Raw genomic sequence first — 16,422 nt, forward strand, 5'->3', positions numbered from 1 at the left:
CCACACAGCAAGGGCGCCCGAGGGTACGTGATGAGCTTCTATCCCCGGCGCCGGGTGGCCGCGGCCGGCCGGGCCTTCGTCCTCCCGGGCGCGTGGCCGGCGCCGGCGGGCTCCGGACGGGGCGTCAGCGCGCCGGTGAGCGTGCGCAGGACCAGGCGCAGCGCCTCGTGGCGGGAGGCGCCGGACGCGGCGTAGCCCCAGCCGGCGTAGAGCTGGGACCAGATCAGGCTCTGCACCCAGCCGGGCGGCAGCTCCGGGTCGATCGTGCCGTCCCGGTGGCCGCGCGCGATGACCTCCTCCAGCCTCGGGTCGCAGGCGTCCGCGCTCTCCTCCCAGTGCGGGTCGCCGACCAGCTGCGGCTCGGAGAAGAGCAGCGAGAGGAGGTCGCCGAGGTCGAAATACTCCCGGGCCAGCCGGACGAGCGCGTCGCCGCCGGTGCCCTCGGGCAGGCGCGCCAGCTCGACGGCGCGGTCGATCCGCGCGACACCCTCGGCGTTGACGGCGGCGAGCAGGTCGGAGCGGTCCGGGAAGTAACGGTGCAGCGTGGTGCGGCCGACGCCGGCGGCGGTGGCGATCTCGCCGAGCGAGGCGGCCGGGGTGCGGCCGAGCGCGATGATCGCGGCGTCCAGGATCGCCCGGCGGGTGCGCGCACGACTGCCGGTCTCCGGAACATCTGCTCTCATGACGTCCGAGGATACTCGCTTGACCAGAACGGAACAATCATGTTCCACTCTGGCCCATGCGAGTCCTACTCGGTTATCTGCGCCCGCACCGCCGTACCCTCGTGATCGGTCTTGTCCTGGGTCTTCTCGCGAGCACGGCGAGCCTCGCCACGCCGCTTGCCGCCAAGCAGATCATCGATTCGCTCGGCGACGGTTTCCCGGTCACCCCGGTCCTGACGCTGTCGGGCCTGGTCGTGGTCGGCACGGTGATCTCGTTCCGGCAGTGGAAGCTGATGGCCACGCTCGCCGAGCGGGTCGTCTACGAGGCGCGGATCTCCGTGGTCCGCCGCTACTTCGCGGCCCGGATCGACGCGCTCACCGGCCGCCCCACCGGCGAGCTGGTCACCCGCGCCACCTCGGACCCGCAGCTGCTGCACGACGCGTCCGCCAGCGCGGTCAACCTGATCAACAGCGCGGTCGCGGCCGTCGCCACGCTGGTGCTGATGGCCGTGCTCGACCTGGTGCTGCTGGGCAGCACGATCGTGGCCGTGCTGATCGTCGGCGCGGTGATGGTCACGCTGCTGCCGTCGATCGGCCGCGCGCAGGAGGCCGCGCAGGGCTCGATCGGCGAGCTCGGCGGCACGCTGGAGGGCAGCCTACGCGCGATCCGGACGGTGAAGGCCAGCCGCGCGGAGGAGCGCCAGTCCGACCGGGTGGTGACCGCCGCCGGCGACGCGTTCCGGCACAGCCTGCGCGCGGCGCACCGGGCCGCCGAGGTGATGACCGTGTCGTGGACCGGCGTCCAGCTCGCGATCATCGTGGTGCTCGGCATCGGCGCGTGGCGGGTCGACGTGGGCCTGCTGGAGATCTCCGGCCTGATCGCGTTCCTGCTCTACACGTTCCAGCTGATCGGCCCGCTCGCCGAGATGACCCAGAACCTGACGACGCTACAGGCCGGCATCGCGGCCGCGTCCCGGCTGCGCGCGATCGAGAAGCTGCCGGTCGAGGACCTCTCCGAGCTGCCGGCCACGACCGATTCCTCGGCCCCGGTGCTGGAGCTGCGGCACGTCACCGCGCGCTACACCCCCGACGGCCCCGACGCCGTCCACGAGATCGACCTGACCGTCCCGCGCCACGGCCACATCGCGATCGTCGGCCCGTCCGGCGCCGGCAAGACCACGCTGTTCTCGCTGATCCTGCGCTTCGTCGAGCCGGCCGGCGGCACCCTGCTGCTGAACGGCATCCCCTACGCCGACCACCAGGTCCGCGCCCGGATCGCCTACGTCGAGCAGGAGACCCCGCTGGTCCCCGGCACGATCCGCGACAACCTGTGCTTCACCCACCCGGACGCCACCGACGCCGAACTCGCCGCCGCGCTCGCCGCCGTCCGCCTCACCGACCGCGTCGCCGCCCTGCCTCTCGGCCTGGACAACCCGGTCTCCTCCACCGAACTCTCCGGCGGCGAGCGTCAGCGCATCGCCCTGGCCCGCGCCGTCATCCGCACTCCCGACCTCCTGCTGCTCGACGAGGCCACCGCCCAGCTCGACGCGCTCACCGAGCAGGCCCTCCAGGAGTGCATCCGCGACCAGGCCCGCACCGGCGCCGTCGTCACCATCGCGCACCGCCTCTCCACCGTCCTCGACGCCGACCACATCGTCGTCCTCGAGTCCGGCCGCATCCGCGCCCAGGGCACCCATCCCGAGCTGCTGGAGACCGACACGCTCTACCGCAGCCTCGTCGAGGCCCTCCGCATCGGCACGCCGGAGGCCTCCCTCACCTGACGGCGCGGTGCCCCCGGCGCCGGTGCCGCGCACAGTGCGGCCGAAAGCAGGACCCGTGCGAGCCCGGCTCCACGGTCTCCTCGGTATCCGTCCGGCGGGCGGCGGGGATACCGATACTCAAGAGGTGGACGAGAGCGAACCAGCCGCGGCGCCGGCGACTCTTGAGCAGGTGGCTGGGCAGCGACTCAACCTGCTGAGCGGCCTGGCCGCCCCGCTGTACATCGTCAGCGCCTGCGTCACGGAGGGATTCTTCCGCTGGTTCATGATCACGATGGCGATATTCCTGATCGGGACGGGACTGATCCGCAGAAGGGCGACCAGCATGGCGGAGGCGCCCGTCTCCCTGGCCGCGTGCGCCGTGACGAACGCCGTGTGGGGCTGGCTGACGCCGCAGGTGCCGGTCCTGGCGACCGCCGCATTGATCATCTCGCTCATTTACGTCGCGTGGATCATGCCGCAGACGTACGCGCGGGGCGCGGTCGTCGTGATGCCGCTGATCTCTCTCGCGGCGCAGCTGGCCGCCGGCGTCACCGCTCGCCTCGCGATGCAGGTCCTGGGGCTCGCCCTGACCAACATGATCCTGGGAGCGTTGTTGCTGGCCATCCGGAACGCGATGGAACGTAGGATCGCCGAGGACACCCGCGCCCTTGACGACTCGATCGCCCGATTGCGGGTGGCCACCCGCACGGATGCCCTGACCGGAGTGGCCAACCGCCGCCGGCTCGACGAGATCCTCGCTCTGAAGTGGGAGAACGCCCGCGAGAGCGGAAGCACACTTGGCGCGATCATGGTGGACATCGACTACTTCAAGCTGTACAACGACCGTTATGGCCATCGCGGTGGCGACCTCTGCCTGAAGCGGGTCGCCGCGGCGCTGGCCGCGGGAGTCCGCGACACCGACGTCGTCGCACGCTACGGCGGAGAGGAATTCGTGGTGGTCGTGCCCGGCGCCGACCTGCCGAGCACGGCACAGATCGCCGAACGGCTCCGGCGATGCATCGCCGGCCTCGGCGAGGAACACCTTGCCGCCCCGGCCGGCCGAGTCAGCGTCAGCCTCGGGGCGGCCTCGGCCGTCCCCGCCATCGGCGGCACGGCCGAGGACCTGATCGAGCAGGCCGACCGTGGCCTCTACCACGCGAAGCGCGACGGCCGTGATCGCGTCGGCCTGGCCGAAAGGCCCCCCGCACCGGCGGGCGATGTCTCCGCCGGTCGTCAACGGTCCGTCGACCACGCGGGACAGTGACGGCATACCCGGTGATCTCGGTCTGGACAGCACAGTCCCGGCCGGCGTTCGCCGCCGGAAGCCGGGCCTCGTCAGGACGTCGAACGCGGCCGTGAACGCCGTCTCACCCAGCCGGCGCATTGCTGACGCCTCGCACGAGCTGTATACGGCACCAAGCAAGGACCGAATACGGCTCGACGGGTTGCCTGCCCCGCCACGTGCGAAAAGCCCGCGCTAGACACCGAACCGCGCCATCACGTCGTTCCGACAGCGACGAGGCGCGCTGCCACGGATGTCGTAGGCCTCAACGGCGGGCTGAGGTGTGCACCCGGTGGGTTTCGAGCACGCCTTTCACTCGTCGCAGAAGTGTTGCCAGCTTGAAGGGTTTGGTGACCAGCGGGATGGAATCGGGCAGCGGCCGGCTGTTCGCGGTCTGGTCAGCCGTGTAGCCGGACATGAGAAGGATGGGCATCGATGGTCGCGCATCGCGTACCGCGTCCAGGAACTCTGTCACCGGCATGCCAGGCATGACCACGTCGGACAGCAACAGGTCGAAGGCCTGACCGGTGTCGCGGACGAGTTCCAGCGCCTGGGATCGGATCGCGGTGTCCAGGACGGAGTAGCCCGCCCCGGACAGGATGCGGCATGCGATCTGCCGGATGCCGTCGTCGTCCTCGACGATCAGGATGCGCTCGCCGTCCCCTCGCAGGTCCGACTCGTCGTCATCACCGGACGGCTGCGCGGCGGCCGAGTGCACGGCGGCGGGCAGACGCACGGTGATCGACGTGCCCTCGCCGACCCGGGAGTCGAGCACGATCGATCCCGAGGCCTCTGTCACCGCCCCGTAGACGGTGGACAGCCCGAGGCCACTGCCCTGCCCCCGGCCTCTGGTCGTGAAGAATGGCTCGAAAGCGCGGCGCTTCACCTCCTCGGTCATCCCGCAGCCGGTGTCGCTCACGGTCAGGCAGACGTGGCGGTCGTCATCGGTGCCGGTGGCGAGGGTCAGCCGACCGCCGCCGGGCATCGCCGCGCGCGCGTTCACCACCAGGTTCATGACGATCTGCTCGAGTCGGCTTCGGTCGATGAACACCGGTGGAAGCGTCGGCCGGACCTCGATCCGGAAGTCGATGTCCTCGCCGATGGTCCGGCGCAGCAGGCGCTCGATCTCGGCGACGACGGCGTTGAGGTCGACGACCTCGGGCTGCGACGGCTGAAGGCGGCTGAAGATGAGCAACTGCCTGGTGAGCGCGGCAGCCCGGCCCGCCGCGTGATCGATGTTCTCGATGTCCTGCCGGCTCGGATGGTCCTCGCCGAGATCGTCGAGGACAAACCGGACGTACCCGCTGATCACTCCTAGCAGGTTGTTGAAGTCGTGTGCGATCCCGCCGGCCAACTGGCCGAGCGAGTCGAGGCGTTCGGCTTGGTGCAGTTGGTGCTCCAGCTCCTCTCGGCGGCGGGCGTCCAGCACCTGCTCGGTGATGTCGCGAAGCACCCCCTCACCGACGGCTGCGTCGTCGACGAGGACGAGCACCAGGCGCTGTTCGATCCAGGCGGGGCTTCCGTCCGGCAGGCGCCATCGCACGGTGAGCGGCTGCTCCGGTGGCGACTGCCAGGACCGGAGCAGCACGTCCCGGTCGGCGGGGTCGACCGCGGCGAAGAGCAGCTCCACGTCGCTCTGCAGCTGTTCCGGCGAGTGACCGGTGAGAGCGGTCGCGGCGGAGCTGATGTACTCCAGCCGCGGCGTGGCCCCCAGCCGGTAGCGGAACACGACGTCCTTCAGATGCTCGGCGACCAGCCGGAAACGGTCCTCGGTGCTGCGCAGCGCCGCCTCTGCCCGGCGTCGCTTCCGGCGTTCCTGAACCTCCGTCAGCTCTCGTTGCACCGCCGGAGCAAGCCGGGTGAGGTTGTCCTTGAGGACGAAGTCGTGCGCACCGGCGCGCATCAGCGCCGCGGCCGACTCCTCGCCGATCTGGCCGGAGACGACGATGAACGGTATGTCCAGGCCGGTGGCGTGCAGTAGTGCCAGGGCGGCCCGGGCGTCGAAGGACGGCATGCTGTTGTCCGAGATGATGATCTCCGGTGGGCTGTCCCGTAAGGCCTGAGTCATTCCCTCGGCGGTCTCGACCCGCTCGTACTCGATGTCGAGACCGGAGCGGCGCAGTCGGCCGGTGACGAGCAGCGCGTCGTCCTCGCTGTCCTCGATCAGCAGTACCCGGGTGGCCGCCATGGTTCAGCCCGCCGCTCGGTGCCGCGCGGACTGGTTCACGAGCAGCCAGTAGCGGCTGAGCAGCCGGATCGTGTTCAGGAACTCGTCGAAGGCGACCGGCTTACGGACGAAGCTGTTCCCGCCCAGGTCGTAGGTCTGCACGATGTCCCGGTCCTCGGAGGAGGTGGTCAGCACGACGACCGGTAGATAGCGGGTGCGCTGGTGTCCACGAATCCTTCGCAGCACCTCCAGCCCGCCGACCTTGGGCATGTTCAGATCGAGTAGAACCAGTGCGGGCAGCGGCTGCTGCCCGTCCTCCGGGAAGAGGCACCTCAGCGCCTCTTCACCGTCCGAGGCGACCTCGACGGTGTTGGTGATGTCGTTCTTGCGTAGGGCACGCAGGGTGAGTGCTACATCGTCGGCGCTGTCGTCCACCAGAAGAATCCGTCCTTGGCTGCTGGTCATCGCCCCTCCCTCGCGCTCATCAGGTTGAAATAGAAGGTTGCGCCACGGCCGGGCTCGGCCTCGGCGACGATGTGGCCGCCGTGCCGGCGTACGACACGGGCGACGATGGCGAGGCCGATCCCGGTGCCCTCGAAATCAGCCGTGGAGTGCAGCCGCTGGAAGGCGTTGAAGAGCTTGTCGGCGTATTGCATGTCGAAGCCCGCGCCGTTGTCGCGCACGAAGACGAACTCCTCACCATCGCGTTGGCAGCCGCCGACTTCGATCGCTGGGTCGTCGCGCTGCCCGGTGAACTTCCAGGCGTTGGCGAGCAGGTTGTGCAAGGCGAGTCGCACCAGGTGCGGGTCTCCGTACAGCGTGAGGTTCTCCGCGACACTCAGCCGCACCGGCCTGGCGGGATCCGCGGCGCGCAGGTCGGCGACGATGTCCTCGGTCATCGCGGTCAGGTCGAAGATCTCTCGGGCGAGCTCGACGCGGGTCGCCCGGGAGAGGTTCAACAGATCGTCGATCATTCGGCCCATGCGCTGCACGTTGCGCTTGAGCCGCCCCAGGTAATCCTTGCCGGTGTCGTCGAGGACGTCGGCGTAGTCGTCCAGCAGCGCCTCGCTGAACCCGTGCAACGACCGCAACGGCGCGCGCAGATCATGCGAGACGGAGTAGGCGAACGCGTCCAGCTCGCGGGTGGACGCCTCCAGCTCGGCGGTACGCTCGCGGACCCGTTTCTCCAGGTCGGTGTTGAGCTGTCGGACCTGCTCCTCGGCCTGCTTGCGATCCGTGATGTCGGTGGAGATGCCGCACACCGCGTACGGTTCGCCACTGCTGTCCAGTACCGGGAACTTCACGGAGATGTACGTGCGAAGACCGTCCGCGCTGTCCGCGGTCTCCTCGTATTGAACGGTGGTCCCTGCCCGGGCCACGGCGAGGTCGTTCGCCCGCAGGCCGTCGGCCAGCTCCGGCGGGAAGACACCGTGGTCGGTGAGATTCACGACCTGCTCCCGCCGCACCCCGAAGAGCCGTTCCCACTCGCGGTTCACCAGGATGTACTGTCCGTTGTCAATGCGCTTCATGTAGATGTTCGACTTGGTGTTGTCGATCAGTTTCAGCAGCTGGCTGTGGCTGACTGCCGCCTCCTGCCGAGCGTCGGCGCGGGCACGCTCCATCCGGGCCACCGTCCAGGCGGCGAACAGCCCGAAGGCGACCAGGGAGGCGACACCCAGGCCGGTCAGCACCGGGGCGAATCTGTCCGGGCCGAGCCAGATGGCCACCCCGGTGACGGACAGCGTGCCGGCCAGCGCCACGGCCAGCGTGCGAACCAGGCGGCGGGATTCGGGGCCGCTGACGCTGAGTCGGCCGAGCAGGCCGTCGCGGGGGCGGGCCGCCAGGGTGCCGAGCACCACGAGAGCGAACCCGGCCGCCGCGGGCAGCGCCACCGCACCGAAAGCGTCCGCCGGGTCTTCGCCGTAGCGCCCGCCCGCCGCCGCGTAGAGGCATCCGTAGCAGGTCACCAGGCAGAGGCAGCCGGCGACGGCCAGGAAGCCGTGTGCGACGGTCGAGGCCCGTTCATCGAGGAAGGCGAAGGCCGCTTGAGCGGCGGCGGCCAGCAGCAGGCCGGCCGCCATCGTGATCTGACCGGAACGGCTGCCGTCCCTCCCGCCGACCGCCAGGGCCAGCGCCAGCGCTGCGGTGAGCAGGCCGGCGAGCGACACCACGCGGGAAAGGGCCACCCCGCCGGAAGAGCCGGTGGCTCTCGACAGCAGCGGCAGCGTGAGGCCCAGCGGGACCAGGGCCGCGGCGATCCCGGGCTCGGTCCGGTCGAGCGCATCCGGACCCGGAAGCACGACGTCCCAGCCGGGGAGCATCGCACCGCCGAGGGCGACCGCGAGCACGCCGGCCGCGGTGGTCACCACCAACCGGCCGGACGCGGAGGACCGCGTGGCGGTGATCTTCGTGGACGTGTCTGGAAGCGGGCCGCTCACCCGGGCGCGATCAACCGGCGGATCCTCAGCGGGTCTGCTCACCGTCGGCGTGACTGCCATGGCGGCTCCCCCGGATGCGCCTCGGGCGGCGACGTAGCTGAGATTTGACGATATCAGCTTATAACATGATTTATCGCTTACAGCGGATTTGCGAGTTCATACGAAATGCGCAGCGTCCGCAGTGACAGCTCAGCCAGCCGGAGTACCTCCTTGTGGTCGGTGCCCGCGCCGTGCACGATCCCCAGATAAGCCAGGGTGCCGTCCCGCCAGTCGATCCGGTCGCCAGGCGACGTGAACACCTCGACCGCCTGGATGCCCCGGTACGCGAGCAACTCCTCCGTGCCGGTCAGGCTCCGGAGGCTCACCGCGGCCATCGGCGGGGTGATGAAGAGCTGAAAGGCATGCCGCCGGTAACCGCCCTCCGGCGCGCCCCCGCTCCGGCCCAGCGCCGCGAGCAGCGCGGCCCGGATGAGGTCGAACCCGCGTGCCCTCCGGATCAGGTCGGCCACGTAGCCGCCGACCCGGCCGTTGACCTCGATGATCGTCGGCTGGCCGGCACCCAGCTTCACCTCGGTGTGGGTCACGCCGTGGGTGACCCCGAGCGCGTGCAGGGCGCGAGTCGTCACGCCCAGCACCGCCTCGCGGGCGGCGTCGCCGAGGGTGCTCGGGACGACGTACCCGGTCTCGCGCAGCGGCTCCGCCAGCGGAAACTTGCCGGTGATCTCAATATGCTGGATCCGCCCGTGCGACGTCACCGACTCGACCGATACGTAGTCGGCCCAGTCCGCCCCGGCGATCGCCGCCTGACCGGTCAGCACCTCCTCCAGAACGAACTCACCGTCACCGAACTCGTGCAGCCGGGTCGCCGCCTCGGTCCGCGTGTCGACCCGGCAGGTGCGTGCGCTGCCCGCGCCGCGCCGGGGCTTGAGGACGGCAGGCAGCCCGATCTCGTCCAGCGCGGCGTGGAGGTCGGCCGGCCCGCGGACGATCCGGCACCGGGTCTCCTGCACCCCGGCCTCGGCGAGTCGCCGCCGCTGGGTGAACTTGTCGGTCAGCGCCCGCGCGGTGTCCGGGTCGTGGAAGGCCAGGCCACGCCGCGCGGCCAGCCGGGCAGTCCGCACGATCTGCTGCTCGCTGAAGGTCACGATGCCGTCGAGAGCGGCGCACTCGGCAAGCGCGAGAATCTGGTCGTCGCTGAGACCGGTGATGTCGCAGGTGGCCGCCAGCGCTCCGACCTCCGCCGCTACGCCGCGCACATAGGGTGACTCGTGGTCGCACAGGAAGATCACGGTGGCCAGGCCACGCGCGGCGGCCAGCACGCTCAGCGGGGTGGCCGCGCCGAAATCGAGCACCACGGCGATCCGGGGCGGGATCATCGGGCGGCGGCCGTGGCCGGCGGGAAGAACCCGGAGCGCCGGAAGAACCGCACGTAATGCTCCAGCAGCGCCGCGTCGACCGGAGGCATCCGGATGCCCGACCCGAACAGGGCCCGCTCGGCGTTCACCCGCCCGAAGTGCGGGAACACCGAGCGAAAGTACAACTCCTTGACGACCATCCCGCTGGGGCTGCGGTCCACCCACAGCGGGATGAACGGCGTGAACGGATGCTCGGGATGGTCACACACGTGTGCGATGGCCGCCGCCACCCAGTCCGGAAGGGGCACGAATCGCACCGGGTAACCCTGCGCACGCAGCACCTGCACCAGGTCACCGAGCATCGCGGGCCGCGGGTTCGCCAGGTGGTAGGTGCGTGTGCCGGCGGTATGGTGCAACGCGATGTGAACGATCTGCGCCGCGAGCACGTCCACCGGCACCAGGTCGAGGGTGACGTCCACATCCGGTGCGAGCCCGAGGTCGACGATGAGCCGGAAGAGCGCGCACGTCGCGTTCTCCAGGTTCCACGCCCCGCTGACCAGATCGCCGGACACCTCGTAGGGCCGGTGAACGCTCACCGGCAGTCCGTCCGCGGCGGCCCGGGCCAGCACCTGCTCGGCGACCCACTTGCTCTCGGTGTACCCCATCGCCAGCTGTTCCGGATGCGCCAGCGGTGTGTCCTCGCCGACGTCGCGTATTCCCACCGCCCCGAAACCCGACAGCACCGCCAGCGTCGAGACGAAGTGCACCGGCACCCTTCCGTGCCGCCCCGCGAGCCGCACGATCTCCCGGGTTCCGTGCACGGTCACTGCCGCCAGGCGCTCGAAGGGGTAGGTGAAATTCACATACGCCCCGGCGTGCAGCACGAAGCGACTCTGTCGCGCCACTCGATCCGCATCCTCGTCGGACATTCCCAGCCCCGGCGCCCCGAGATCGCCGGTCACGGCCACGACGCGGTCCGCCGGCAGTTGACCGAGTCCGTAGGCGGCCTGTGCCGCCGCCAGCCGGCGCAGCCCGTGCGCATCGTCCTCCGCTCGTACCAGGCACACCACCCGGGCATCCGTCCGCTCGACGAGCCGGCGCAGCAGGTAGCTACCGAGAAATCCGGTCGCACCGGTCAGGAACACGTCCCGGGCCGACTGCCGCGGCACACGCGAACCAAACCCTTCCAGCGGTACGGATGCCGCCCGCGCCTCCCGCCAGAGGTCGAGCGGCGCCGCGCCGCCCCGTGCGTCGGCTGCCCCGGCGCGTACCTCCTCCACCGCCAGGGCACATCCCGCCAGCGTCGGGTCGGCCAGCAGCCGCACCGTCAGGAACCGGCTCGCCGCCGGGTCGATGCCGAAGGTCGTCCGAAGCCGGGCGAAGACGCGGGCGGCCAGCAGCGAGTTACCGCCCAGCGCGAAGAAGTCGTCGGCAGCGGTCAGCTCGTCGTCACTGATCTCGAGCACCTCGGCCCAGATCCGCGCCATGCCGACCTCGGTGGGGGTGCTCGGAGCACGACCCGGCATCTCGTTCGGTGCGGACGCGAGAACGGTGCGGTCGACCTTGCCGGAGCCGGACAGCGGCATCCGGGCTACCGGCAGGATCCGGGACGGCACCATGAACGCCGGCAGCCGGCGCGCGAGGTGGTCCCGCAGTTCGGCACCGCCGGCCGCATCGGCGTTCCGCTCCGGCACGTAGTAGGCGATGATCGCCCGGTGGTCCGGATCGCCGGCGGTCAAGGTCACCGCGGCCTCCGCGACCCCGGGAGCCCGCGCGAGAACCGCCTCGATCTCGTCCAGCTCGACCCGCATCCCGCGCAGCTTCACCATCCGGTCGCGCCGGCCGAGGAAATCGAGGTCACCACTCGGCAGCCACCGCGCCCGATCCCCGGTGCGGAACATCCGCCCGCCGGCCGGCTGGCCCGACGGGTCGGGCACGAACCGGTCCGCGGTCAGCATCTCGTCGTTCAGGTAACCGAGCGCGATCCCGTCGCCGCCCACCCACAGCTCACCCTCCTCCCCGACGCCGGCCGGAACGCCGGCGTCGTTGACGACCAGGCAACTGGAGTTGTCGACCGGCCGCCCGATCGGGATGGTCGCCGCGCCCGGCCGTACCTCACTGACCCGGTAGGTGGTGGAGAAGACGGTGTTCTCGGTCGGCCCGTAGCCGTTGAGCAGCGCGCCGGGCGGTCCCGTCGCCAGCACCCGCCGCACCAGGTCAGGACGGAGCACATCGCCGCCCGTGATCAGACAGCGAAGCCGGGCGAACATGGCGGGCCGCGACTGCGCACACTGGTGGAAGATGCCCGCCGTCAGCCACGACACGGTCACCCGCTCCGCCATCAGCAGCGCCGCCAGACGTTCCGGGTCGAGCAGGGCCCCGTCGTCGACGACCACCAGGGCCGCACCGTTGAGCAGCGCCCCCCAGATCTCGAAGACCGAGGCGTCGAAGGTCAGACGTCCGGTGGCGGAGACCCGGTCGGCGGCGGTGATCCGGATGGTGCCGGCGGCCAGCGCCAAGCGGGCCACCGCCCGATGGGGCACGGCCACGGCCTTCGGCACACCGGTCGTCCCCGAGGTGAACAGCACATAGAGCGCGTCGCCGCCACGGCGCGCGACGGACACCGGCTCCGGGTCGCGACCGTTCGCGGCGATCATCACCGGCGACACACTGATCCCGGCCGGTGCCGCTCCCTCGCCCGGCAGAGCGACGACCCGCGCCAGCGACAACTCGCCGACCAGCTGGTCCAGCCGACCGGCCGGGTCGCGTGGATCCAGCGGCACGTAGACGCCCCCGGCCTTGACGATCCCGAGCATCGCCACCGGAGCCTCCAGGCACCGGTCGCCCAGGATTCCGATCTGCTCGCCGGGCCGCACGCCGCTCGCGACCAAGTGAGTCGCGAGCAGGTCCGAGGCTCGATTCAGCTCCGCGTAGGTGATCTGCCGACCACCGTGCACGACAGCGATCGCCGCCGGCGTCCGGGCCACCTGACGCCGGAAGAGCACTGCCATCGACATGTCGTCCGGGTAGGCAGTCCGCGGTCCCCGCCGGACATCCGAGATCGGGGCGTTCGGTTCTTGACGCGACATCGGCTCACTCCGCCCTCATAGGCGAGTGTGCGCGCCGGCCGCCCTGCCGGGCCGCACAAGTCGCCGACCGGAGAGTTCCTTCTCTGGTCACCGTCCAGTATGAACCACCGAGGCCGGCCACTGCCTGCTCGCCGTGCTCCGCGACGACAGCCCGGCGCCGGTCGCCCCCGGCGACCGCGAGACTCGGGACCACACCGAGACGTTCGAAGGCGATAGCGGCCACCCGCGCAAGGAGTCCTCCGAGCAGGCAAACGAGCCCGGCTACCTCGTAATGTCCGGTGTCGCCGAGTTCTGCCCGGACTATGCCCGGAAGGAGATCAAAAAAACGCGGCCCCCGGAATCCAGGGACCGCGTCTTGACCTGCAACTTCCTTCGTAGCGGGGGCCAGATTTGAACTGACGACCTCTGGGTTATGAGCCCAGCGAGCTACCGAGCTGCTCCACCCCGCGTCGGCTTCCAGAACACTACCCCAATGGCCGCCCGAGCCGCAAAACGGCCCCCGGCGGCGTGCACCGGGGGCCGTTCTCCGGGAACGGTCAGCCCTGCGGGCTGGGTGACGTGGCGGCCTTCTGGGCCGTGTCCCACTCCTTCATGGCCGCGTCGAGCTCGGTCAGCGCCCGGCCGTAGCGTGCGAAGTCGCCGGACTGCTGCGCGTTCCGGACCTCGGTGATCGCGGCCTGGACCCGGTCCGCGGCCTGGTCGAGGCTGACGTTGCCGGCCGGCGCGGTCGGTGTCGCGTTCGGCGTGGGCGTGGCCGGTGCCGCCGGTGACGCGGACCCGGTCGGTGCCGGTGTCGCCGGTGCGCCGCCGGGCTGGTCCGGTGGCGTGGACGGCGGCGAGGTCTGCCCGCGTCTCGCCCGGTCGACCAGCGTGTTGATGCCCTCGGTGATGCTGTTCGCGAGCACCACGTACTTGCCGTCGCCGTAGGAGAGCAACACCCTCTGGAGCAGCGGGTACGCGCTTTCGTCGTTGCTCTGCACGTAGATCGGCTCGACGTAGAGTATGCCGTTGCCGAACGGCAGCGAGAGCAGGTTGCCGTAGTCGATCCGGGCCGCGCCGTCCGCGGTCAGCTGGCTGATCGCGGTTCGCGCGTCGCCTTCCGTGGTCATTCGCTGGAAGACCTGTTCCGGGCCGAGCACGGGTGTGGAGTCGGGTAGTTCGAGGACCTGCAGTTGCGGGTTCCCGGCCTCGTCGTACCAGCCGGACATGATCGAGGCGAGGTTCTGCCGTTTCGCCGGGCTGAGCGCGGAGGTGAGCTGGAACGTCGTCTCGGTCTGCGTGCCGAGCTGGGTGTTGAGGTAGTACGGCGGCTGCTTGGTCTGCGAGTCGGACTGGCCGGGCGTGTTCGGCACGGCCCAGAAGTCGTCACCGGTGAAGAAGCCGCCCGGGTCGGTCACGTGGAACCGGGAGAGCAGGTTGCGCTGCACCTTGAACAGGTCGGCCGGGTAGCGCAGGTGCTCGGCGAGCGCGGCCGGGATCTCCGACTTCGGCTTGATCAGGTCGCCGCCGAACGCCTTGTTCCACGCCTTGAGCACCGGGTCCTGTGTGTCGAACTCGTAGAGCGTGACGGTCCCGTCGTACGCGTCGACGGTCGCCTTGACCGAGTTACGGATGTAGTTGACGTCCTGCCCGGCCAGCGCGAACGCGCCGGCGCCGGTGGTGGCGTCCTCGGTCTCGGTCTGCAGGTTGATCCGCTGCGAGTACGGGTACGTCGCGGACGTCGTGTAGCCGTCCAGGATCCAGACGATCTTGCCGTCCACCACGGACGGGTACGGGTCGCCGTCGATGGTGAGGAACGGCGCGACCTTCTCCACCCGGGAGCGCGGGTCGCGCACGTACATCAGCCGGGAGTTGTCGTTGACCGCGTCGGAGAGCAGGAAGTTCGTCTCCGCGTTCTTGACCGCGTAGAGCAGCCGCCGGGTGAGCGACCCGATCGGGATGCCACCGGCGCCGGTGTACGTGTAGTACGTGTTGGTGTTGCCCGCGCCGGGCCGGTCGAACTCCGCGTTGTCACCCTCGGAGGCCGAGCCGACGATCGCGTAGTCGTTGGCCTCCTCGCGGGTCTGCTCGCCGTAGTAGACGCGCGGCTGGTCGACCTTGATCAGCTCTTCGTTGGAGTTGCACTCCTGCTGCTGCTCGCCCTGCGCCGGGTCCTCCTGGGCATCGTTGAGGAAGCCGGAGACGAAGTACGGCTGGCCGTTGCAGACCACCCGGTTCGCCGGCGCGGCCACCAGCCCGTACCCATGGGTGTAGACGGTGTGGCGGTTGATCCAGTTGTTCTGCTGGTCGGTCAGCTCGCTGTAGTTGATCTCCCGGACGCCGACCACGTAGTCCTGGCTCTTGCCGTCGACCTGGTAGCGGTCGATGTCCAGCTTCGCGCCGAAGTCGTAGAAGCCGCGGACCTGCTGGAGCTGCGTGTACGTCTCGGAGACGAGCTGCGGGTCGAGCAGCCGGATGTTCGGCACGATGGACGGATCGGTGGTCAGCTCGGCCGGCGGCGTCAGCGTGTTCGCGCCGAACGCCTGGACGTCGCTGGCCGAGACGCCGAACGCGTCCCGGGTGGCGACGATGCTTCGCTCGATGTATTTCGCTTCCTTGTCCCGGATGCTCGGGTTGACCTCGAAGGTCTGCACCGCCCAGGGGTAGATGCCGCCGATCGCGACCGCGGAGATGCCGAGCAGCGCCAGCGAGACGCCGGGCCAGGTGAGGTTCCGCATGACCGCGTTGGAGAACACGATGATCGCGATGGCCACCACGATCGAGATGTACGCCAGGATCTCCTTCGCCGGCAGCAACGCGTTGATGTCCGCGTAGCCGGCGCCGTACAGCTCGGTGCCGCTGTTGTAGTTGAGCAGCAGCGCCCGCCGGTCGAGCACGTAGGCGACCGCCTTGAGCAGCACGAACATCGCGACCAGCGAGGTCAGGTGGGCGCGCGCGGCCGTGGTCATCCGGTCGCCGATGCCCTGCAGCCGGACGCCGCCGAAGATGTAGTGCACGGCGAGCGCGCCGATCACGGACAGCACCACGGCGGTGAAGCCGGCGCCGAGCAGGTAGCGCCAGAACGGGTACTCGAAGACGTAGAAGCCGATGTCCACGCCGAACTCGGGGTCGGCGATGCCGAACGGCTGCGCGTTGCGGAACAGCAGCCAGTCCTGCCAGCGGCTCTGCGCGGAGAGGCCGGCGAACAGGCCGACGATGACGGACAGCACCGCGATCCAGGTGCCGACCCGCGGCGTCAGCACCATCCGGTACCGCTCCAGCGTGGCCTGTTCGGCGGACGGCGGCCGCAGCATCGGGCGCAGCCGGAACGCCAGGTAGAGGTTGCCACCGACGATCACGGCCATCGCCGCACCGACCGCCAGGAAGAGCAGCAGCTGGGTGATCAGCTTGCCGGTGAAGACCTGCGTGAACGCGACCTCGTCGAACCACAACCAGTCGGTCCAGGCATCGACGCCCCAGCCGAGCAGGGTGAACAGGACGAACACCCCGATCAGGACGCCGATGGTCGCGCGGCCACGCCGGCTCATCCTCGGTAGGGGACTGTTACGCACCACCACGGTTGGCTCTCCGCCCGCTATAGGTCCTGCGCCAGCCGGTGCCTTCCGGCCGGAGTTGTCTGTGTTACACGCACAAGACTACGGCCTGTGGTCACCGGAGTCGTCACGCGCC

General features: G+C 70.1%; 10 protein-coding genes and 1 tRNA gene. 3 read left to right on the plus strand and 8 right to left on the minus strand.

What is annotated here, in order from left to right; translation table 11 throughout:
* Window positions 1–38: 38 nt before the first annotated feature.
* Window positions 39–683, minus strand: a complete 645-nt coding sequence (locus tag J2S43_RS30560; RefSeq protein WP_306835023.1) for a TetR/AcrR family transcriptional regulator — start codon at window positions 681–683, stop codon at window positions 39–41.
* A gap of 56 nt (window positions 684–739) precedes the next feature.
* On the opposite strand from J2S43_RS30560, the gene J2S43_RS30565 reads away from it, so the two are divergent.
* Complete coding sequence (locus J2S43_RS30565; protein WP_306835024.1) at window positions 740–2,443, plus strand: ABC transporter ATP-binding protein; 1,704 nt, start codon at window positions 740–742, stop codon at window positions 2,441–2,443.
* 124 nt (window positions 2,444–2,567) lie between these two features.
* Entirely contained in the window at window positions 2,568–3,686 is a 1,119-nt protein-coding gene (locus J2S43_RS30570) for a diguanylate cyclase (RefSeq protein ID WP_306835025.1), read from the plus strand.
* Window positions 3,687–3,969: 283 nt separating this feature from the next.
* Here the strand turns inward: J2S43_RS30570 and J2S43_RS30575 are convergent, their stop codons facing one another.
* From J2S43_RS30575 to J2S43_RS30595, 5 genes are all read right to left on the minus strand, one after another.
* A complete protein-coding gene (locus J2S43_RS30575; RefSeq protein WP_306835026.1) occupies window positions 3,970–5,892 on the minus strand; it encodes a hybrid sensor histidine kinase/response regulator in 1,923 nt (640 codons plus the stop codon).
* Window positions 5,893–5,895: 3 nt separating this feature from the next.
* On the minus strand, window positions 5,896–6,336 hold the full coding sequence (locus J2S43_RS30580) for a response regulator (RefSeq protein WP_306835027.1): 441 nt from the start codon (window positions 6,334–6,336) through the stop codon (window positions 5,896–5,898).
* On the minus strand, window positions 6,333–8,369 hold the full coding sequence (locus tag J2S43_RS30585; RefSeq protein ID WP_306835028.1) for a sensor histidine kinase: 2,037 nt from the start codon (window positions 8,367–8,369) through the stop codon (window positions 6,333–6,335). The genes J2S43_RS30580 and J2S43_RS30585 overlap by 4 nt, the downstream gene beginning before the upstream one ends.
* Before the next feature lie 77 nt (window positions 8,370–8,446).
* A complete protein-coding gene (locus J2S43_RS30590) occupies window positions 8,447–9,685 on the minus strand; it encodes an ATP-grasp domain-containing protein (protein ID WP_306835029.1) in 1,239 nt (412 codons plus the stop codon).
* The gene (locus tag J2S43_RS30595) at window positions 9,682–12,681 is read right to left on the minus strand and encodes an amino acid adenylation domain-containing protein (protein ID WP_306835030.1); all 3,000 of its coding nucleotides are present in this window, start codon (window positions 12,679–12,681) and stop codon (window positions 9,682–9,684) included. Before J2S43_RS30595 ends, J2S43_RS30590 begins: the two co-directional genes overlap by 4 nt.
* A gap of 205 nt (window positions 12,682–12,886) precedes the next feature.
* Between J2S43_RS30595 and J2S43_RS30600 the strand changes: the two genes are divergently transcribed.
* Window positions 12,887–13,147, plus strand: coding sequence for a hypothetical protein (locus tag J2S43_RS30600; RefSeq protein ID WP_306835031.1), 261 nt, complete (start codon window positions 12,887–12,889; stop codon window positions 13,145–13,147).
* On the opposite strand, the gene J2S43_RS30605 is transcribed toward J2S43_RS30600, so the two are convergent.
* Both J2S43_RS30605 and J2S43_RS30610 read right to left on the minus strand, forming a co-directional pair.
* A tRNA-Met gene (locus J2S43_RS30605) sits at window positions 13,129–13,202 on the minus strand. The genes J2S43_RS30600 and J2S43_RS30605 overlap by 19 nt on opposite strands.
* A gap of 87 nt (window positions 13,203–13,289) precedes the next feature.
* A complete protein-coding gene (locus J2S43_RS30610; protein WP_306835032.1) occupies window positions 13,290–16,310 on the minus strand; it encodes a UPF0182 family membrane protein in 3,021 nt (1,006 codons plus the stop codon).
* Window positions 16,311–16,422 lie beyond the last annotated feature (112 nt).

Source organism: Catenuloplanes nepalensis (assembly GCF_030811575.1).
Lineage (GTDB): Bacteria > Actinomycetota > Actinomycetes > Mycobacteriales > Micromonosporaceae > Catenuloplanes > Catenuloplanes nepalensis.